The following is a 20,258-nucleotide window of genomic DNA, read 5'->3' on the forward strand; positions in this document are numbered from 1 at the left end:
ATCAAAATATGAGAACAAAAATATTTTTGGGCTGCCTTATGGCAACCAGCTTATTAAGTACTTCATGTAGCGACTTCCTGACGGAAGATCCCAAAGGAAAGCTGACTCCTTCTACTTTCTTCGTATCACAGGACGCTCTGGATGCCAGTGTATACTCACTCTACCAGAAAGTAAATGGTACACAGACTTATACCAACATGATGTATCCCCAATGGCAAGGTGATGACATGACAGCAAACCCCGGTTCAAACAAACAGGCTGTTGCTGAACTGGACGGATTTAGCGCCAATAACAACAATAAGGGGATACAGGATGCATGGTCAAAACATTATACTGTTATCAAAGCTGCCAACTTGATTCTGAACAATGCAGGAGAAACACCGGTAAGCGAAACAGAACTTAACATTGCTATGGGACAAGCCCATTTCTGGCGTGCTTATGCCTACTATTACATGGTACGTATCTTCGGTCCCCTTCCTCTGATAAAGAGTGCCGACGAATTAGGCAACAACATACAGCTCTCATCAGTAGAAGAAGTCTACAAACTGATTGTTGAGGACCTGACTACGGCCGAAAGCATTCTGCCGACCAGTTATTCAACTGCTCCACGTAACCATAATGGCGTAGACGCATATGTAACAAAGCAAGCCGTCCAATCCACCCTTGCAGCTGTCTATATGTCAATGGCTGGATATCCGTTGAATAAAACTGAATATTATGAAAAGGCTGCAGCAAAAGCCAAAGAAGTAATCGACAAAGAAAGCCAATACGGTTTCTATCTGGATAGCGAGTGGAGTCACGTATACTCCATGGGCCACAACTATAATAAAGAAACAGTGCTTGGTATTGACTACTCTCCGGTTGTAGACTGGGCTACAGACTCACAATTAACTTCCTGTAACCGCTTCGAAAGTCTGGGCGATGCCGGATGGGGTGATTCATGGGGAGAAATAGCTTTCTGGAAACGTTTCCCCGAAGGGCCGCGTAAGAATGCTGTATATGCTCCGAAAATTACATTTCAGGATGCCAACTACAATATTACCAAAAGTGTAGACTGGTGGGAACTGGACAGTGAAGGCAAACCTATAGTTTCCGAATATCACCCAATGTTCACGATCTTTACAACCAACTGTAATGCTAGCGGTGTAGAACTGGCACAACCCTATGACTATACTCAGCCTAACTATACAGGAATGTGTAACGGACATCGCCATCGTGTTATCCGCTATTCAGAAGTTTTGTTATGGTATGCAGAAAGTGCAGCCCGCTCAGGAGAAACCAACCTCACACTGGCTAAACAATGCCTAAAACGAGTACGCGAACGTGCTGTAACCGACTACGAGAATGTTCAATTAAGTGATGGAAGCGTCGTAAGTATTGATAATATGAATGCTGCCCAACTGGCTGAAGCCTGCTACATAGAACACGGCTGGGAAGTAGCCGGTTACTGGGTTGCCATGGTAACACGTCGTTCTGACGAATTCCGCATGAACGAATTGAAAAAGAATTTCGATTACCGCGTTGCTAATAAAGAAATCGAAGTCGCACCTGGAATCAAAGCTAAGGAAAGTGTAGCCGTAGTAAAAACGACATGGGCAAACGACAATAGTATTTATATTCCTTATCCAGATACAGAAGTAGAGAAAAACCCCAATTTAAACAGAGATCTCATAAAATGACAATATCTCTATTCTTCTAACTTACTAATCTCAATAGGTACACGCTGATAACTCAGGGGCCGAAGCACAACATTTAGTTTCGGCCCCTTCCTGCTATCAAAGTAGCCTTTATGACTAAAATATTACAAATAATATGAGGTATCCAATTTTAAACAAATTCATCGGCACACTGTGCTTATTGCTATACATCGCCTTGGAAATATCGGCTCAAAATACCAAACCCTTCGTAATACCTGAACTGAAAGAATGGAAAGGTAAAGAAGGATACTTTGTCCCCAACAGCCAACTACGCATTATATATAATGAGCCAGCATTACAGAAAATAGCCGAAACATTTGCCGACGATTATCAAGCGCTATTCGGCATACGCCCCCAAATAGCACAAGGAAAAGTTAATAAAGGAGACTTTTTCCTGACACTTAAAACAGACCGTAAACTGGGTAAAGAAGGTTACACCATTGATATAACTGACTATGTAAAAGTATCGGCACCTGAAACTGCCGGAATTTATTGGGGCACCCGCACCCTGTTGCAGATCGGTGAACAAAATGATAACCATCAACTACCCAAAGGATTGATACGTGACTTTCCTGATTATAGCATGCGCGGCTTCATGATAGATTGTGGACGGAAATATATCCCGATAAACTACCTGCGCGATTTGGCCAAAGTGTTGTCTTACTATAAAATGAATGTGCTACATGTACACCTGAACGACAACGGATTCAAACAATTCTTCAACCACGATTGGGACAAGACCTATGCAGCTTTCCGTCTGGAATGCGAAACATTCCCCGGACTGACTGCACGTGACGGTTATTATACCAAGCAGGAATTCATCGAATTCCAGGACGAAGCTACAACATACTTTGTTGAAATCATCCCCGAAATCGATGTGCCAGCCCATACACTTGCCTTCAGCCACTATAAACCCGAAATTGGCAGCAAACAATATGGAATGGACCATCTGGATCTCTCCAATCCTGAGACATACACCTTCCTTAATGCGCTCTTTAAAGAATATCTGGAAGGCGAAGAACCTGTGTTCCGTGGTCCAAGAGTACACATCGGAACCGATGAATATTCTAACAAGGACAAAGAAGTTGTAGAACAGTTCCGCGCCTTCACCGACCACTATATCAGATACGTCGAAAGTTTTGGAAAGAAAGCTTGTGTATGGGGTGCTCTGACACATGCTCCTGGCGAGACGCCCGTAAAAGTTGAAAACGTAGACATGTTTACTTGGAACAACAATTTTGCCAATCCACGCGAAATGGCCAAATTAGGTTACAAACAAATCTGCATTCCCGACTGGGCTGTCTACATCGTTCCACTGGCACCCTACTATCACGATTATCTCGACAACAAGTATCTGTATGAGGAATGGACACCTGCCCATGTAGGTAAAGTAATGTTCGATGAAAAAGATCCGGCTATTCTCGGTGGCATGTTTGCTGTATGGAATGACCTTGTTGGAAATGGTATTTCAGTAAAGGATATACATCACCGTGTCTTCCCAAGCTTACAGACAATGGCTATGAAGACCTGGAATGCTAACCCACTAATTACATTCGACATATTTGATTCCAATCGTATGGCACTGAGTGAAGCTCCGGGTGTAAACCAGCTTGGCCGAATTGGAGACAAACCCGGATTAGTATACGAAACTGCCAATGTACAACCGGGAGCCAAACTGCCTTTCCCCGAGATAGGCTATAACTACACGGTGACATTCGACCTTGATGCTCAATCCGAAGCTTTAGGCACAGAGCTATTCCGTTCTCCGGATGCAGTATTCTATCTTTCCGATCCCGTCAGCGGATTATTCGGTTTTGCCCGCGACGGCTATCTGAACACATTCGGTTTCAGTCCTTACCCAGGAGAGAAAATTAATGTACGAATCGAAGGTGATCCTTTGTCCACATCACTCTATATAAACGGGAAATTATTTAAGAAGCTTGATGTACAAATGCAATTCTACAATAGTGGAAAAGACTCGATGAAATACATCCGGACATTGGTATTCCCACTCGAAAAAGCAGGAAATTTCAAGAGTAGAATCACCAATCTGAAAGTTTATAATCACATACCGAAATAAACCGTTTAGTCAAACGAGTTATATAAGAAAGGCTTCGGTTATTCGCCTTGCGCACTATAACCGAAGCCTTTTAATTTATCTGTCTATTTATATGCCTCCCCCAATAATAGCGTAGTTTCTTATCTAAGAAGGCACCAGGACCTTTTAAGATCAATATCAGACAACAAAGATCAATAAGGTATCATATCCTTCAGGATGCCCTCGCGATACCAGGGGTCGTCTATCTCCTTCAGCACCTTGCCCATTTCGGCACAAAGCTGCTTCACGACTTCGGCATTCTCCTCCAGTGGCAGATTGTTCAGCTGATAAGGATCGTGTTCGTCATCGAACAGCAGGGTTTTCTTCAGCTGCTTAGTCTTGCGGTCGATGTAGAGGGCCAGTGTATACTTAGCCGACTTGAACCCGCGAGCCGAGGGGAAATAGGACTGCACCTTGCCATCGGCATCCTTCTCGCCGTCTACGTTCTGTATGTAAAGCGCACCGGTAGGGCGTACCACGTCGGCCTGTGCATCGAGGAAGAGCGGAGCATAGTTGCGTCCCTGCACCGTGGCAGGAATTGAATCGGCCAGACCGGCCAGGCCCAGCAAAGTAGGCATGATGTCGGGCGAACACAGCATCAGGTCGTCGACACGCGGCTTTATCTGTCCGGGGAAACGTACCAGGAAGGGGACGTTCATCGACTCGGCATAAGGCGAGTTCTTCGGATCGTCGGTACCCTGACTGCACATGGTTTCGCCATGGTCGGACGAAAATACGACGATGGTGTTCTTGTCCAGCCCCAGCTCCTTCAGTGCATCGAGTATCTGTCCGAATGCACGGTCTACACCCGTCACCGACGCAAAGTAGTAGCGTGCCGACTCGGCCTTCTTCATTGTCGGGTCAGCATTGGGACGTATCAGCAGGCTGTCCAGCGGCTGATCTTTGTACAGGTTGAAGTCTTCTTCCATGCAGTCGTCCAGCGAACGGTACGGGCTGTGGGGCGGATTCATGCCTACCATGATGAAGAAAGGCTTCTTCGGGTCGCGCACGTTTCCTTCGTTCTTCAGATACGACACCACTTTGCCGGCCTCGTGCAGGGGCGACCACTCTTTGGGGTCGTGACGGCGGCCGTCGGTATCCCAGTAATGGGGATTCTTGTGTTCGTCGAACGTACCGTACGAATACCAGTAGTTAAAACCATGACGACGCTCTGCAGGGGTATAGGCATCCCATGCGGGCACCTGCTCTTCTACGTAGTGGCCGGGGTTATTGGGGTCGTTGGGTGTCGGACAGTCGACATGCAGTTTGCCGAAATAAGCACAGTCGTAACCAGCCTTGCTGAAAACGTCGCTGACACATTCGGCGTCCTGACGCAACGAACTGATGGGGCGGTTGGAATGACAGTTCAGTGGCACTCCGCTCTTATTGGGGTACATGCCTGTCAGCAGAATGCCCCGATGGGGACTGCTTAAGGGACAGTTGCTCTGCGCCGAAGTCAGCACCAGCGACTCGCGGGCAAAATCGTTCAGACGGGGCGTATGTACCGGGTCGTTGCGGAAGTTGACATGTTCGCGGAATCCTTCCTGTCCCCAGAATTCCATGGCATGATTGCGGTACTGGTCGGGGAAAACATAGATGACGTTGGGTTGCAAAGCAGCCGGCTCTTGCCGGGCAGATTTGCAACCGGCCAGAGCCAGTAGTCCCATGCCCCCCACCAATATATTAAAGGGATGTTTCATGGATTAAAACAGATTAAATGTAGGGATTATTTCTTCTCCAGGTCTCTTTTACGGATCAAGCCTTCCAGGAAGTAGTAGTCGGCATAGTTCAGAGGCACGTCGATTTCGGCACCATGAGGAATACTTCCTACCGAGTGCATCAGAATGAAGTTGCCGTTTGTTCCTACAGCTGCACGGTAAGCGGGTGAACCCAGGCTTTCCATTATCTTGTCGGCAGTTTCCTTATATCCCTTATTGGGTACATAAGTACTCAGCTCATACAAGGCAGAAGCTGTACAGGCAGCAGCCGAAGCATCACGCGGCTCATTGGGGATGTTGGGAGCCTCAAAGTCCCAGTAAGGAACCAAGTCTTTGGGCAGGTTCTTGTTGTTGAAGATGAAGTTGTATACCTTTTCGGCTTGCTCCAGATACTTGGCATCGTGTGTATAACGGTAGCACATTGTGTAACCGTAGAATGCCCATGCTTGTCCGCGTGCCCAAGCTGACTCGTCGGCATAGCCCTGTGCAGTCTGTTTCTTGCGAACCTCGCCAGTCTCCGGATCATAATCTACTACATGATAGCAGCTGTTGTCTGCACGGAAGTGGTTCTTCATTGTTGTATTGGCGTGGCTTACTGCAATGTTATAGAAAGTAGAATCGCCCGACATCAACGAAGCTTCGAACAGCAATTCCAGATTCATCATGTTGTCGATGATCACCGGACACTTCCATCCGCGCTGTGCTTGCCATCCTTTGTCGGCATCCCATGATTGTATCACTCCTGCTCCGGGACGGAAACGGGTAGACAGAGACTTGGCAGCCTGTATGATAACCGGCTTGTACTCCTCCTTGCCCAAACGACGATAACCGTTCAGATAGCTGGAACCAATCATAAAGCCTACATCGTGGTGCCATGTCAGGTATTGCACCGAGTCAAGAGCTTCGGTATACTTCTCGGCCAGTGGTATCCATTTCTTATCACCGGTCAGCTCGTAAGTGAACCAGATATTGCCGGGGAAGAAACCGGAGCACCAGTCGTCAATAGGAATGTAATGAATACTGCCATCCTTGTCAATCGTACGCGGATTCAGTACCTTTCCTGACTTCTCGATAATATCGGTCTGCAGCGTATGTTGCGCTACCGCATTATCAATGTTGTCTTGAATAAAATCGATTTCAGTTTTCTTTTGTCCTGCACAACCGGCAAAAACAAGAAGGGCAAGCCCCAATGTTGCGAAAGCAGTTTTCATAGATAGTGGATTTATAATTTAAAATTTAGAATTGTTTCGTTGACAAAAGTAACCGTCATTTTACAAATAGACCCACCCAAATCATACAATTAAAGGCCAAAATTGTTATTTTTGCGCCTAAACGGAACAATTTGAACTAAATAACCACAAAAATATGACTGCACAAGATTTCTTTAAGAATGACCTGTTTGCCAGAAATGCTGGAGTAGAACTGCTGGAAGTAAAAGAAGGATATGCCAAAGCACGCCTGACCATCACAGCCGACCACCTGAATGCGGGAAACCGTACCCAGGGAGGAGCCATCTTCACACTGGCAGACCTGGCTCTGGCAGCAGCTGCCAATTCGCACGGCACGCTGGCGGTCTCACTCTCGTCCAACATCACCTTCCTGCGCAGCAGCGGACCCGGCGACACTCTGTATGCCGAAGCACGCGAACGCTACATAGGCCGTACAACCGGCTATTACCAGATAGACGTAACCAATCAGGAAGGCAAACTGATAGCGACTTTCGAATCGAGCGTGTTCCGGAAGGGCGATACCCTCCCGTTTACTCTGTAACTATCGAAGTCATCGGATAACGGTTGCCTCTTACACTCTTGAAGAAAGCTTTGGCCGAACCGAAATTCAGGTACATATCCAACCGGATGGGCAAATGGTTGTCATCGTCGGAAATAAAGAAGGTGATGACTTCCTGCTCTTTTCCTTTCTTATACTCGACAAAGGAAAACACCAGACAGCGGTACGTCGTATCATTATTGGCTTTCACATTCTCTTTGCCCCGATAAATCAACGTCTGTTCCTCGACTCTGCGCCCGGTAGCCATCGGAAAGAGTATCTTGTCGCCTACTTTATAGTCGCGCGGGTCGTACGAACGTGCCTGAGCCAGAATACTCAGCATATCGAAGATACAACGCGAATCGTTATATTCCATCTCATACTTTGTACCATCCCGGTAAGTACGACGTTGCTTTACATAGGACACTCCGTCCTTGTAAGAGAACCACGCCTCGTCCACCGTATAACGCTTACCTTCTTCGGCTGCCTTACGGAAATAAAGCGGTTCCATACGATCCGTAATGTAACAGGTCAGCGTATCACGCATCTTGAAGAAGAAATCGGTCTGCTTGCTACCTGTCGATAACAGGTTCATCCGATAAGCCGGAGCGTGATTAAAGGTAGTCGAATTTGTCGTCAGGCTGGCCAGACCTACCTTTTTCCAGATAAACTTCCAGTTGAAATACAAGTCGTACACAACCTGTTCACCCGATTTGAAAGCTTTGTTTTCGGCAGGACACTGTGCCCGGAGCGGCATGGCAACCGTCGTGCATAGCCACCCAATCACCAACAGCATCCACAGCCGTCCTTTGTTAGTAATTGCTGCTGTTACTGTTGCGGTTATTTTTTTTCTTTTTGTCTTCATCTGGTTTCTGTTTTTTAAGTACATCAGGCTTCTGCTTGTCCAATGGTCTGTCTTTTACATTCCATGTTTGGGTCAATTCGAAATTAGCCTTCAGTTCGATAACTTGCCAATAATAGAACACTTCTTCCGGCTGACGTTTAGCAGCATAATCGCCTTCCGTCCATACACCGTCACCATTCCTGTCATTGATCAGGCGTGCTCCGTATTTGCCCGGATTCAGGAAATAAAAGTCTGCTTTCCCATCAACCACCGGAACCGAACGCACCACCTTGTCCTGTTCGTCAAGCAAATCTACGAAAGCCAGGGAATCGGCGCCCGAAACATTAAAGAATATGGCTCCGTAATCTTCCTGCTTTTTCACCTTAAAGTCCTTTTTTATTTTATCAGTGAAAAGCCCGTACAGGCCATGGAAAGCCATTGAATCGACTTCAAAGGAATAACTTCCGTCGAATTCCCAATCTTTGCCGGGCAATACATTATATACTTTCTGGTCAAGCGAATCTTTCACCAACTCGAAAGGCAGGTCTGTCCACAGCGAGTCAATCTGTTGCCGCAAATGGATAGCCGTATCGTTTATACTGCTCAATGGTTCCTGGAAAGTCAATGTAATGTAATCGTATATATCCATAGGCGAGGGAGCATATACGTCAACTGGCAGGAAATTAACCTGGATGGTGTCTTTATCTCCCCGTTTACGCTTCTTCTCCAACTCTTTTTCGCGCTCTTTCCGTTCTTTTTCCAGTTCCTTCTCACTCTTGGGACGCTGTTTCGACACCAGCTTCAGGGTATCGGTCCGCGGTACCAGCTGCTTCAGCGAATCGGTATAGAGATAAGAAAGACTCATCTTCAATGTATCAATCTGATAAATCAGCGAATCCTTAATCCAATAGTGCAACGTATCGTTACGTCCCGTTGTCTGTTCGATGACAAAAGCATCTTTTTCATCAAAATTCAAGCCCTTCAATACCGGCAAGCTATCGGCCGGAGCCGTAAAGTAAAGCGAGAATTCCTTGGGAGTAAGACGTTCGCTACGAGCCAGACGCTGTGAGAAACGCTTTTCCTTAAAGCAACGCAGCATCACGTCATCCGGCAGATAATGCGTATAATTCCGGTCGATAATAGTATCTATCGTCAGCGAGTCGACCCACACCGTATCATGACGCAAACGTATTTCCGAAGAAGGAATAACCAGCGAATCATTGAAAGCAATCGCTTCAGTAGGCTGGGAATAATAATAATTCTGGTCGGCATCCTGCAAAGCATAAATGCGGTATTGGCCGGCTGCAACTCCCCTAATGGAAAAGCGTCCGCGGCTGTCCGTCAGTCCCACACGGTCGAATGGCAAAGCTGTAAACGCCGAATCGGCAAGATTGGCATGCAGGCCGACCAACATACCCTTAACAGGCTCCAAGTTCTCGGCATTGAGTAACGTACCGGATATGACCATCGTATCCAATACCGCACCTGTCGAAAACGTATAGGTAAACGACTCTAGGGGATTGCCTTCGTTGTTGTCCTGAATGGCGTCGCCAAAATCTATGGTATATGTTACATCTTTTTTCAGTGTATCCTGCAAGCTCACCAACACGCGCTTGCTGCTGGCCTTAATTTCGGGCTGCTGCACCTGTGGCGGAGAGATAACAATCTTTTCATTCGGCTTTTCCAGCGTGATATATTCATCGAACTCAATGGCTATCTTCTTCTTGGTGTTATGCAATGCTCCCGGCTTGGGCGAAGCCGACACAAAACGGGGAGGATCTTCATCATAAGGACCTCCTTCCAAACGTCCGATACTCGCACAAGAATAAAGTGCAGCTCCTATAACTGCAGCCACTCCTAATCGCCGAAAAAACGATTTCATCCTACTATTATAACGATTGCAATTTAACATGCTGCAAAAATAAAGGTTATCTATTAATTAGCTGTATACTTTACAGTATTTTAAACAAAAAACCTCCTTTGCTCCGCATATATATATGAAACATAGTTAAAAAAGCAAAGTATTCATACCTTATACAACAAGAAAAGAATAAATTTGCACACAAAAAACTAATTAGAGGTATTTAGTTTTCATAGGGAAGCCCCTATATATGGGCAAGAACACACAAGCTTTGGCAAATCAATGACAATATAATATCACATAAGAGAATATAAAGAGTATGAAGAGTAGATTAGGATTATTGGTATGTTGCCTGGCACTGCTAAGCAGTTGCGGACAAGGCAACAAAAATACGGGCAGTGCCCCCGAAATTGCAGTCATGGAGGTAAATACCACTACTGCGAACCTGACAAACAGTTACCCTGCTACAATCAAGGGTAAACAAGACGTAGAAATCCGCCCAATGGTAAGCGGTTTCATTACCAAATTACACGTAGATGAAGGTGCCTTCGTACGCAAAGGACAAGTATTGTTCACTATCGATCCCGTACAATACCAAGCTGCCGTACAGACTGCCAAAGCAACCGTAGAAACTGCCAAAGCAGCCTTAAGTACCCAAGAACAGACTACTGCCAACAAGAGAGAACTGAACAAAAAACAGATCATCAGCGACTATGACCTGAAAATGTCCGAGAACCAGTTGGCACAAGCTAAAGCCACACTGGCACAAGCCGAAGCTCAGCTCATCAATGCCAAGAACAACCTGTCGTATACTCAGGTTACCAGCCCCAGCGACGGTGTAGTAGGTACCATTCCTTACCGTGTAGGTAGTTTGGTTAGCGCTTCCATTGCTACCCCACTTACCACTGTGGCAGACATTTCCGAAATGTACGCCTACTTCTCAATGACCGAGCGTCAGTTGCTGTCAATGATACGCGAAGGAGGCACCATGAAAGAAATCCTCGACAAGATGCCTGATGTTCAGCTGCAACTTATCGACGGAACCATGTATGCCGACAGCGGACGTGTGGAAACAATCAGCGGTGTCATCGACCAGACTACCGGTTCAGTAAACATGCGTGCCCTCTTCCCCAACAAGCACAATATTCTGCGCAGTGGTGGTACAGGTAACGTTGTCTTCCCCAATCCGTTACACGACGTTATTATGATTCCTCAGTCGGCTACAACCGAAATCCAGGACAAGCGATTTGTTTTTGTACTCCAGGCAGACAATACACTGAAAAATACCGAAATCAAAGTCTTCACTTTGGACGACGGCAAGTATTTCTATGTAACCGAAGGTCTTAAGAAGGGCGACAAAATAGCCATAGAAGGCGTACAGTCGCTGAAAGACGGACAGGCAGTAACTCCGATTACCCCAGCCGACAAAGAAGCCGAATACCAAAAGGCGCTGAAAGACCAGAAAGAAGGTAACATACAGACTGCATTCAAATAACAAGTTAATGAGTTGACAAGTATAACAGGCTAACCTATCGCGAAAAGGACAATAGATATCCTCTCTTCCCCTATTTGTGTTAGCCAATTCGCCTCAAAGCCGAAAGCCCGTCAACCAAACAATAAAAGAAGAAACAATGAAACTAGATAGATTTATAAACCGCCCTGTACTATCGACGGTTATCTCCATCCTGATAGTAATCCTGGGCTTTATTGGTCTGGCAACATTGCCTATTACGCAATATCCAGACATTGCACCGCCTACGGTATCCGTACGTGCCACCTATACCGGTGCCAATGCACAGACCGTATTGAACTCTGTTATTGCCCCGCTGGAAGACCAGATCAATGGTGTAGAAAACATGATGTACATGACTTCGAACGCCTCCAACAGCGGTTCGGCTGATATCTCCATCTACTTCAAGCAAGGTACTGACCCCGATATGGCAGCCGTAAACGTACAGAACCGTGTGTCCATGGCACAAGGACTGTTGCCGGCCGAAGTAACCAAAGTCGGTGTAACCACCCAGAAGAGACAGACCTCTATGTTGATGATCTTCTCACTCTACGACGAGAAAGACCAATACAACATTGAGTTCATTGAGAACTACGCCAACATCAACCTTATTCCTGAGGTAAAACGTGTTACCGGTGTAGGTGATGCCAACGTGATGGGTGTGGACTACTCTATGCGTATCTGGCTGAAACCAGACATCATGGCTCAGTACAAACTGATCCCCAATGACGTAGTAGCAGCACTAGGCGAACAAAACATCGAAGCAGCTCCCGGACAGTTGGGTGAACGTGGAAAACAAACTTTCCAATACACACTGCGCTATAAAGGTCGTCTGCAACAAACCAGCGAATTCGAGGATATTGTTATCAAAGCACTCGAAAACGGTGAAGTTTTGCGTCTGAAGGACATTGCCCGTATCGAACTGGGACGTATGACCTACAGCTTCAATAATACAGTAAACGGTCACAAGGCTGTCAGCTGTATCGTTTACCAGATGGCAGGAACCAATGCAACCCAAACCATCAGCGACATTGAAGCATTGCTCGATGACTACGCAACCCAATTGCCTGCCGGCTTGAAGATCAACATTGCACAGAGTGCCAACGACTTCCTCTTCGCATCTATTCACGAGGTAGTAAAGACTTTGATCGAGGCATTCATCCTTGTGTTCATTGTGGTTTACATCTTCCTGCAGGACATGCGTTCTACCCTGATTCCGGCCATTGCAATCCCGGTAGCTTTGATCGCCACATTCTTCGTACTGAAGCTTATCGGATTCAGTATCAACTTGCTGACCCTTTCGGCTATGGTGCTCGCTATTGCCATTGTGGTTGATGATGCCATTGTGGTTGTCGAAGGTGTCCATGCCAAGCTTGACCAAGGTTACAAATCGGCCAGAGCAGCTTCTATCGACGCCATGCACGAATTGGGCGGCGCCATCGTCTCTATTACATTGGTGATGATGTCCGTATTCGTCCCTGTAAGCTTCATGGGTGGTACAGCCGGTACATTCTACCGCCAGTTCGGTCTTACCATGGCCATTGCCATCGGTTTCTCCGCATTGAACGCCTTGACACTGAGTCCTGCCCTGTGTGCCATCTTCCTGAAACCCCACAACACCAACGCTCCTCTTAAAGAGCGTGTTGGCACTGCCACCAAGGAAGCCCGTAAAATCTTCATTGCACGCTATGCCGACTCTTTGGGTCGTCTGATGCGTCCGGGCATAACATTGCTGTTCACTATCATCGCCATTATCGGTATGATCTTCGGCCTATTCAGTTTCGAGAATCATCCGGTGCTCTGCGTTGTGATGATTGTCATCAGTATTCTGGCTTTGGCCGGTATGACAACCGACAAGTTCAAGAACTCCTTTAATGATTCCTATAACTCACTTCTTGGCAAGTACAAAAAGCAAGTGCTGAAATTCATCCAGAAGAAATGGTTATCGGGAAGCATTGTAGTAGCTTCTATTGCCCTGCTGGTTGTCTTTATGCAGACAACGCCTACAGGTATGGTGCCCAATGAAGATACCGGTACCATCATGGGTGCCGTGACCTTACCTCCCGGAACCTCACAAGAACGTGCCCAGGAAATTCTGAATCGTGTAGACAGCCTCGTAGCTTCCGATCCTGCCGTACAATCGCGTACTATTATTTCCGGTTTTAGCTTTATCGGTGGCCAAGGTCCTTCGTACGGTTCGGTCATCATCAAACTGAAAAACTGGGAAGAACGCTCTACGATGCAGAACTCCAATATTGTTTATGCAACCCTCTTCATGCGTGCTCAAAAAGTGATCAAAGAAGCACAGGTATTGTTCTTCGCTCCGCCTATGATTCCGGGTTACTCAGCATCTAGCGATATCGAGCTTAACATGCAGGATAAGACGGGTGGTGACCTGAACCACTTCTTCGACGTGGTCAACGCTTATACAGCCGAATTGGAAAAACGTCCGGAAATCAACTCTGCACGTACCAGCTTCAACCCGAACTTCCCGCAGTACCTGCTGAATATTGATGCAGCTGCTTGTAAGAAAGCAGGCCTTAGTCCAAGCACCATTCTTACTACGCTACAAGGATATTATGGAGGTATGTATGCATCCAACTTCAACAGTTTTGGTAAGATGTATCGTGTCATGGTACAGGCAGAACCCGACGCAACCAAGAACCTGGAGTCACTGCAAAGTATCAAGGTGCGCAACGGCAATGAGATGGCTCCTATTACCCAGTTTGTTTCTATCGAGAAAGTTTACGGTCCGGATGTTATCAGCCGATTCAACCTGTATACTTCTATGAAAGTCATGGTAGCTCCTGCTTCCGGCTACACTTCAGGTCAAGCGCTGCAAGCCATTGCCGAAGTAGCTCAGCAAAATCTGCCTGCCGGTTTCGGTTACGAATTAGGAGGTATGGCGCGTGAGGAGGCAGAAACCAGTGGTAGTACAACCGGCCTTATCTTTGTACTGTGCTTCGTCTTCGTCTACCTGTTGCTGAGTGCACAATACGAAAGTTACATTCTGCCGCTGTCCGTATTGCTCTCAATCCCGTTCGGTCTGTTGGGAAGCTTCCTCTTCGTCAACGGAGCCAGTGCCATCGGCAGCATCCCTGCCTTGAAGATGATTATCGGCTCTATGTCCAACGACATTTACATGCAGATTGCCTTGATCATGTTGATGGGTCTGTTGGCCAAGAATGCCATCCTGATCGTTGAGTTCGCACTTGACCGCCGTAAGATGGGTATGAGTATCACATGGGCAGCCGTACTGGGTGCCGCCGCCCGTCTGCGTCCTATCTTGATGACGTCAATGGCCATGATCGTCGGTCTGCTCCCGCTGATGTTTGCTTCGGGTGCCGGCGCCAACGGTAACCGTACACTCGGAACATCGGCCATCGGTGGTATGTTGATCGGTATGATCCTGCAGATCTTCATCGTACCTGCCCTGTTCGTAGCTTTCCAATATCTGCAAGAGAAATTCAAACCGATGGAATGGAAAGACGTGGACAACTCCGATGCAGAACCTGAGATAGAACAGTACACCAAATAATATCCAAACAGGCAAGAATGCAGAATGAGCATCCAGACATGCTCATTCTACATTCTTCATTAAAATAGCATTTATGAAGAAACAAATCATAACTTTGATGTGTGCCACTGCCCTGTTAAGCAGTTGTCACATCTACAAATCATACGACAGACCCGAAGACATCACGACAGCAGGGCTCTATCGCGACACCGTAGCCGGTGGCGATACGCTCGTTGCCGATACAGCCAATTTCGGGAATCTGCCCTGGAGGGAAGTTTTCACCGACCCGAAACTGCAAGCCCTCATCGAACAAGCACTGACCAGTAGCCCCGATATCCGCACTGCAGCCTTGAAAGTTAAAGAAGCTCAGGCTCCGTTACTGGCCTCTAAACTGGCATTTATCCCTGCATTGACTCTTTCGCCTCAAGGAACAGTCAGCAGTTGGGACAAAGGCAAAGCCACACAGACCTATTCGCTGCCCGTAACTGCCAGCTGGCAGATTGACCTGTTCGGACAACTTCTGAATCTGAAACGTCAGGCACAAGCCACTTTGGAACAAACCAAAGCCTACGAACAGAACACCCGTGTACAGCTCATCGCCAATACGGCCAATCTGTACTACACCTTGCTGATGCTCGACCGTCAGCTGGAAATAACAGAAGGAACTGCCGAGATTCTGAAAAAGAATACCGAAACGATGGAAGCCATGAAGGAATCCGGCATCTATAATACGACAGAAGCCGCTGTAGAGCAAAGCCGCGCTGCATACGCACAAGTGCAGGCTTCATTGCCTGACATCCGCACCAGCATCCGCGAGATCGAAAACTCTCTCTGCCTGTTACTGGGCGAACCGGCACACGCCATCGAACGCGGTATACTGGAAGAACAGCAGCTTCCCAGCGATTTCTCAGCTGGCATTCCTCTGCAACTGCTTTCTAACCGTCCTGACGTAAAAGCAGCCGAACAAGCTTTGGCATCGGCTTATTACAATACCAACGTAGCACGCTCCAACTTCTATCCGCGCATTACCCTCAGCGGTTCGGCTGGTTGGACCAACAGTGCCGGTGCAGCCATTGTCAATCCGGCCAAATTATTGGCTAGTGCCGTGGCTTCGCTCACACAGCCGATCTTCCAGAATGGTGCTAACATCGCCAAACTGAAAATTGCCAAAGCCCAACAGGAAGAAGCCCAGATCCAGTTCCAGACCACCCTGCTCAATGCCGGAAACGAGGTAAGCAATGCGCTCGGCCAGTATCAGGCATGCAGCCAAAAGGTAGAAGCACGCAACATGGAAGTAAATTCTGCCAAGAATGCAGCCGATTATACAAAAGAATTGTTTAACTTAGGCACGTCAACTTATCTGGAAGTGTTGTCTGCTCAGCAATCCTACCTCAGCGCACAGCTTTCCGAGGTAAGCGATACATTCAGCCGCATGCAGGCTGTCATCAGCTTGTACCAGGCCTTGGGTGGAGGAAGAGAACAGTAATTAAAAACCTAATATTATGATTAGTCCATTAGCTTATGTAGACCCTGCCGCCAAAATCGGAAAAAACGTAACCGTACAACCGTTTGCCTATATCGAAGCAGATGTAGAAATCGGCGATGAAAGCATCATCATGTCCGGCGCACGTATTTTGAGCGGTACCCGCATGGGGAAAGGTAACAAAGTGCACCACGGTGCCGTATTAGGAAGTGAACCGCAAGACTTCCATTATACAGGTGAGCATACATTGCTCGTTATCGGCGACAAAAACGATATCCGCGAGAATGTAGTCATCAGCCGAGGAACGCACGAAGGACAATACACACAGATAGGCAACGAAAACTATCTGATGGATGGTGTACACCTGTGTCACGATGTGAAAATTGCCAACCATTGCGTACTGGGCATTAAAACCACAGTAGCAGGCGACTGTTGCATCGATAGTTACGTAATCTTAAGCAGCAACGTACTGTTGCAGCAAAACTGCCACATAGGAAGCTGGTCGCTGGTACAAAGCGGTTGCCGCATTTCCAAAGACGTGCCTCCCTACATCATCATGGCCGGAAATCCTGCCGAATATCACGGAGTGAACGCCATGGTACTGCAACACAAGAATCAGGTCACAGATCGCATCCTGCGCCACATCATGAATGCATACCGACTGGTATACCAAGGTAACTTCAGCATTCAGGATGCCTTGCAGAAGATTGAGGACCAGGTGCCCATGAGCGACGAGATACGCAATATCATCGACTTCATTGGCAATTCGAAAGGCATCGTGAGGTAACATCTGTCACGCAAATAACTCTAATATAAGAAAAGAGGTTGCACAATCAGCGTGCAACCTCTTTTCGTTTTTATACGTTCCGTAGTGCCGTTGCACTACACATCTTAAAGCCTCATCTTATCAGTCTACCTTGACAACCTGCTGCGTAAACACCTTCACGCCTGGATAGGACGTCGGAATCTGTTCGGTCACATCTTCAAACAGAGCCATAGTAGGAATCAAGTAGTCTCTTGTCACTCCCTTCTCATTCTTATAAGGCAACAATATCAGTGTGTATTCTTTCTCTTCCAGCAGAAAGCGGTAGTACCACGGATTCTCCTCACTGCGGTCGGAGTTGACGATGAAGGTACCCTTCACCATTTCTTCCTCTTTGTCCATCTCCGTGGGATAGAAACTGAGCGTACCGCTGTATGGATCCTGAGGATTGTCAGACACCATCCGGTAGCCTCCACCTGCCTTTTTTACTGGAATAGTGGCCAAGGCTTCCTCGCGGAGTCCGGCTTTCTGTTCGTCCGTCAGTTCTTCACCTCCAGTAATAAGGACATCCATACCTCCGATAACCAGCGTCTGTTTTGCCTGGAAAACATTTACTTTCAGTACAATGGATGCACCCGTACCGTCGGTCACGGTGACGTGTGCTTCGCCCCAATCCTGCGGATAGAGAACGAACGCATTGGAATGTTTCATGTCGATTTTCAGGACAGCGTCATTGTCGCACTGCGCAGTATAGTTACCATCGCCACCCAGAATGGTGACGGAGCCTGCGCTCCCGTCTTCTTCAGAGCGGGGGAAACAGACATCTACGGTGTTGTCCGTATCGGTAGAGAGGTCGAAGCGGAGCGGATTACTCTCTTCATCGCTGCATCCTGTCAAAGCGACGATGCAAAGGAGTACAAAAAGTGTTCTCAATAAATAGGTTGTTTTCATTTTACATGGATTTTATAACAATTAAGGTATATACTACACAGAATATTCCAAAAGTCAGTACAGCTGCAGAATAATTTGCAAAACGCTTGTCTTTATGCTTGATGCCATAGCTGAGCCCGATAAGACCACAAACAGGAAGTGCAACAGGCAATGCGAAAAAGCCTATCCACAGAAAACAGACAAGTATAAGAATACCTGACAAGATTAATACTTTATTTCTATTGGTTGGAATAACTTTCATTACTAGAAGCCTCTTTTTTAGGATAACTACTTACTTTAATTACTACTATGCAAAAATATAAAATCCGCCCCGTTCGTCCAACAACGCACCAAAAATCTCAACCTATGTTGAGAGTTTGTAGCACCCCGTTCGGCTACAACGAGATATGAGACGACTTCAGTCTGGTTATTTTCTTGTCATCCATGTTTGCATGAATACGTTCGAGTAGCACTTCTCTGTCTTCAAACTGACGGTATAAGTCGGCTTCCCACTCTTCCTTGGACTTTAAGAACAGTGCGGAGAAGCGGTCCGAATCCCAATGCCTGATTTCCTTTTCTATTTCCTGCTTTACTTCTGCAAGGAAACGGGCGTCATTCAAATAAGAGGCCAACGCCAGTTTGAATGCAAAGATGCGGTGCCAGTTCGTGGGATTGTGTTGGGTTGCAAACGCTAAAGAAGCTTTCCGAATGCATTCACACAGGTCGCCCGACAGAATATTGTCTTTCAAGAGCATGCCAAACTGTTCTTTGGCACACTCGGCGGCTGTTGGGAACAGATATTCGTGCAATGAAGTCTTGATGAAGAACTGCATACCTTTTTTGTCATAAAGCTCCCATGAAAAAACAGGTACCTTCATTCTGCTTTTTTCCTGTTCCCACAGCGGAAGGCATTCCAAAACAACCCGATAGGCATCAGACATGACCTTCTCAAGCCTGAGCCCTATCAGTACGAAATCGGCCTTCATGTACAAAGTAGAGGCTGTATGCGGCGATAAGATTGGGAACAACCCTTGCCAGTCATCAAGTATCTGTTTCATGTTCATCATATATCTTTGACTATAAATACGGATATTAACCGAGATTAGAAGCTAGTATAGACCGGTTCTCTGTTTACTTCTTCTTCGGCATCACGGCATACACACCTTCCTGCTCTACGATCTCCCAGTCGCCTGACTCCAGCAGCCGGTTCCATTGGGTCAGCGTTCCCATAATGAAGTCGTACAATCCCTGACTGATGTATAGGTCCTCGGCCGAGCAGAAGGTAGGCTCCAGCCGGCCGTCGGCCACGCATAGACGCTTTTGTGCCCGCTCCAGTGCGGCCAAGTAGACCGTCTGATTGAAAGCGTAATTCTCGTTGAAGCCGTCGCCACTCCAAGCATCAATAGCCTTCAACGACATCGGGCCGCGGGTGTCCAGAAAAGTCGTATCTGTCATGCTGACTTTATATTGCCTTGCCTCGTCCCATAATTTTTGGCTGTGCACGCGGCGCAGACTGCCCGCACGGTGCATGTCTGTTTCATTGGGGCCTTTTGTCTCCATCATCAGTCGGTAAACGGCGGGCAATTCCCAATCGTTCCGGCTGCTTATCTGGAAGTGACCGCTTTCGATACGTGCGTTGACACGCGGCGCGGTCAGCACACTGTCCTGCCAGACAAAAGCAATGCGGCGTCCAATGGCCTTTGCAGTCTCGTCCGTCCAGTGTTTCCGCTTGTCTTCGCGTACCTTGCCTGTTATTACGTGCTTGCCGTAAGCATCGGTATCCAGTTCGAGTGCGGCAATGTCTTCCAAGGTGATGAAAGGGGCGGCATCAAGGCTGTCCGCACGTCCTTCACGGACATGATACCATCCGTCCGGGCGCTGAGTTTGCTGGCCTTGTACAGAAAGGGCGGGCAGTAAAGTCAAAAGGCACACCCCCGCCAATTGTTTGGCTTTATTCATAGTATGACAAATAATGTTTTTTGATGTGGCAAATATAGACCTTTTCATTCATATTTTCAACAGCCACCGCCGGATGCGGCTCATGTGCGTACTTCCGACGGATAGTCAACA

15 protein-coding genes are annotated in these 20,258 nt (G+C 47.2%); 7 read left to right on the plus strand and 8 right to left on the minus strand.

Features of this window, described 5'->3' with window-relative positions:
• Positions 1-8 precede the first annotated feature (8 nt).
• Positions 9-1,679, plus strand: coding sequence for a RagB/SusD family nutrient uptake outer membrane protein (locus Q3C19_RS05385; RefSeq protein WP_302727722.1), 1,671 nt, complete (start codon positions 9-11; stop codon positions 1,677-1,679).
• Between the two features lie 133 nt (positions 1,680-1,812).
• Positions 1,813-3,777 (plus strand): family 20 glycosylhydrolase, encoded by a 1,965-nt coding sequence (locus Q3C19_RS05390; protein ID WP_302727724.1) that lies wholly within the window; start codon positions 1,813-1,815, stop codon positions 3,775-3,777.
• A gap of 170 nt (positions 3,778-3,947) precedes the next feature.
• On the opposite strand, the gene Q3C19_RS05395 is transcribed toward Q3C19_RS05390, so the two are convergent.
• Both Q3C19_RS05395 and Q3C19_RS05400 read right to left on the minus strand, forming a co-directional pair.
• Positions 3,948-5,495 (minus strand): sulfatase, encoded by a 1,548-nt coding sequence (locus tag Q3C19_RS05395; RefSeq protein WP_277120623.1) that lies wholly within the window; start codon positions 5,493-5,495, stop codon positions 3,948-3,950.
• A gap of 26 nt (positions 5,496-5,521) precedes the next feature.
• On the minus strand, positions 5,522-6,724 hold the full coding sequence (locus Q3C19_RS05400) for a glycoside hydrolase family 88 protein (RefSeq protein ID WP_302727727.1): 1,203 nt from the start codon (positions 6,722-6,724) through the stop codon (positions 5,522-5,524).
• A gap of 154 nt (positions 6,725-6,878) precedes the next feature.
• Here Q3C19_RS05400 and Q3C19_RS05405 point away from each other — a divergent pair, with 154 nt between their 5' ends.
• On the plus strand, positions 6,879-7,283 hold the full coding sequence (locus Q3C19_RS05405; protein ID WP_302727729.1) for a PaaI family thioesterase: 405 nt from the start codon (positions 6,879-6,881) through the stop codon (positions 7,281-7,283).
• Here Q3C19_RS05405 and Q3C19_RS05410 read toward each other — a convergent pair.
• Both Q3C19_RS05410 and Q3C19_RS05415 read right to left on the minus strand, forming a co-directional pair.
• Positions 7,273-8,145, minus strand: a complete 873-nt coding sequence (locus Q3C19_RS05410; protein WP_071148333.1) for a DUF3108 domain-containing protein — start codon at positions 8,143-8,145, stop codon at positions 7,273-7,275. The genes Q3C19_RS05405 and Q3C19_RS05410 overlap by 11 nt on opposite strands.
• A complete protein-coding gene (locus tag Q3C19_RS05415) occupies positions 8,093-10,006 on the minus strand; it encodes an Ig-like domain-containing domain (RefSeq protein ID WP_302727731.1) in 1,914 nt (637 codons plus the stop codon). Before Q3C19_RS05415 ends, Q3C19_RS05410 begins: the two co-directional genes overlap by 53 nt.
• A gap of 298 nt (positions 10,007-10,304) precedes the next feature.
• Here Q3C19_RS05415 and Q3C19_RS05420 point away from each other — a divergent pair, with 298 nt between their 5' ends.
• The 4 genes from Q3C19_RS05420 to lpxA all read left to right on the plus strand — a co-directional run bounded on the left by Q3C19_RS05420 (position 10,305) and on the right by lpxA (position 17,282).
• The gene (locus Q3C19_RS05420) at positions 10,305-11,480 is read left to right on the plus strand and encodes an efflux RND transporter periplasmic adaptor subunit (protein WP_302727733.1); all 1,176 of its coding nucleotides are present in this window, start codon (positions 10,305-10,307) and stop codon (positions 11,478-11,480) included.
• Between the two features lie 136 nt (positions 11,481-11,616).
• Positions 11,617-15,033, plus strand: coding sequence for an efflux RND transporter permease subunit (locus tag Q3C19_RS05425; RefSeq protein WP_277120619.1), 3,417 nt, complete (start codon positions 11,617-11,619; stop codon positions 15,031-15,033).
• A 73-nt stretch (positions 15,034-15,106) separates the two neighbouring features.
• On the plus strand, positions 15,107-16,498 hold the full coding sequence (locus Q3C19_RS05430) for a TolC family protein (RefSeq protein WP_071148329.1): 1,392 nt from the start codon (positions 15,107-15,109) through the stop codon (positions 16,496-16,498).
• A 16-nt stretch (positions 16,499-16,514) separates the two neighbouring features.
• Positions 16,515-17,282 (plus strand): acyl-ACP--UDP-N-acetylglucosamine O-acyltransferase, encoded by a 768-nt coding sequence (gene lpxA / locus Q3C19_RS05435; RefSeq protein WP_022164175.1) that lies wholly within the window; start codon positions 16,515-16,517, stop codon positions 17,280-17,282.
• Positions 17,283-17,402: 120 nt separating this feature from the next.
• Here the strand turns inward: lpxA and Q3C19_RS05440 are convergent, their stop codons facing one another.
• From Q3C19_RS05440 to Q3C19_RS05455, 4 genes are all read right to left on the minus strand, one after another.
• On the minus strand, positions 17,403-18,209 hold the full coding sequence (locus tag Q3C19_RS05440) for a hypothetical protein (RefSeq protein ID WP_277120616.1): 807 nt from the start codon (positions 18,207-18,209) through the stop codon (positions 17,403-17,405).
• A 1-nt stretch (position 18,210) separates the two neighbouring features.
• Positions 18,211-18,450, minus strand: a complete 240-nt coding sequence (locus Q3C19_RS05445) for a hypothetical protein (RefSeq protein WP_277120614.1) — start codon at positions 18,448-18,450, stop codon at positions 18,211-18,213.
• A gap of 133 nt (positions 18,451-18,583) precedes the next feature.
• Positions 18,584-19,255: a hypothetical protein gene (locus Q3C19_RS05450; protein WP_277120613.1), complete on the minus strand. Its 672-nt coding sequence runs from the start codon at positions 19,253-19,255 to the stop codon at positions 18,584-18,586.
• Positions 19,256-19,319: 64 nt separating this feature from the next.
• Complete coding sequence (locus Q3C19_RS05455) at positions 19,320-20,147, minus strand: hypothetical protein (protein WP_277120612.1); 828 nt, start codon at positions 20,145-20,147, stop codon at positions 19,320-19,322.
• Positions 20,148-20,258: the final 111 nt, after the last annotated feature.

Origin of the sequence: Bacteroides sp. ET489 (assembly GCF_030518095.1) — a bacterium.
GTDB classification, from domain to species: domain Bacteria; phylum Bacteroidota; class Bacteroidia; order Bacteroidales; family Bacteroidaceae; genus Bacteroides; species Bacteroides ndongoniae.

What these genes read in the sequence shown, in the direction of transcription:
- Q3C19_RS05385 (WP_302727722.1), top strand. Translation starts at nt 9, where the DNA reads ATGAGAACAAAAATATTTTTGGGCTGCCTTATGGCAACCAGCTTATTA.
- Q3C19_RS05390 (WP_302727724.1), top strand. Translation starts at nt 1,813, where the DNA reads ATGAGGTATCCAATTTTAAACAAATTCATCGGCACACTGTGCTTATTG.
- Q3C19_RS05395 (WP_277120623.1), bottom strand. Translation starts at nt 5,495, where the DNA reads ATGAAACATCCCTTTAATATATTGGTGGGGGGCATGGGACTACTGGCT.
- Q3C19_RS05400 (WP_302727727.1), bottom strand. Translation starts at nt 6,724, where the DNA reads ATGAAAACTGCTTTCGCAACATTGGGGCTTGCCCTTCTTGTTTTTGCC.
- Q3C19_RS05405 (WP_302727729.1), top strand. Translation starts at nt 6,879, where the DNA reads ATGACTGCACAAGATTTCTTTAAGAATGACCTGTTTGCCAGAAATGCT.
- Q3C19_RS05410 (WP_071148333.1), bottom strand. Translation starts at nt 8,145, where the DNA reads ATGAAGACAAAAAGAAAAAAAATAACCGCAACAGTAACAGCAGCAATT.
- Q3C19_RS05415 (WP_302727731.1), bottom strand. Translation starts at nt 10,006, where the DNA reads ATGAAATCGTTTTTTCGGCGATTAGGAGTGGCTGCAGTTATAGGAGCT.
- Q3C19_RS05420 (WP_302727733.1), top strand. Translation starts at nt 10,305, where the DNA reads ATGAAGAGTAGATTAGGATTATTGGTATGTTGCCTGGCACTGCTAAGC.
- Q3C19_RS05425 (WP_277120619.1), top strand. Translation starts at nt 11,617, where the DNA reads ATGAAACTAGATAGATTTATAAACCGCCCTGTACTATCGACGGTTATC.
- Q3C19_RS05430 (WP_071148329.1), top strand. Translation starts at nt 15,107, where the DNA reads ATGAAGAAACAAATCATAACTTTGATGTGTGCCACTGCCCTGTTAAGC.
- lpxA (WP_022164175.1), top strand. Translation starts at nt 16,515, where the DNA reads ATGATTAGTCCATTAGCTTATGTAGACCCTGCCGCCAAAATCGGAAAA.
- Q3C19_RS05440 (WP_277120616.1), bottom strand. Translation starts at nt 18,209, where the DNA reads ATGAAAACAACCTATTTATTGAGAACACTTTTTGTACTCCTTTGCATC.
- Q3C19_RS05445 (WP_277120614.1), bottom strand. Translation starts at nt 18,450, where the DNA reads ATGAAAGTTATTCCAACCAATAGAAATAAAGTATTAATCTTGTCAGGT.
- Q3C19_RS05450 (WP_277120613.1), bottom strand. Translation starts at nt 19,255, where the DNA reads ATGATGAACATGAAACAGATACTTGATGACTGGCAAGGGTTGTTCCCA.
- Q3C19_RS05455 (WP_277120612.1), bottom strand. Translation starts at nt 20,147, where the DNA reads ATGAATAAAGCCAAACAATTGGCGGGGGTGTGCCTTTTGACTTTACTG.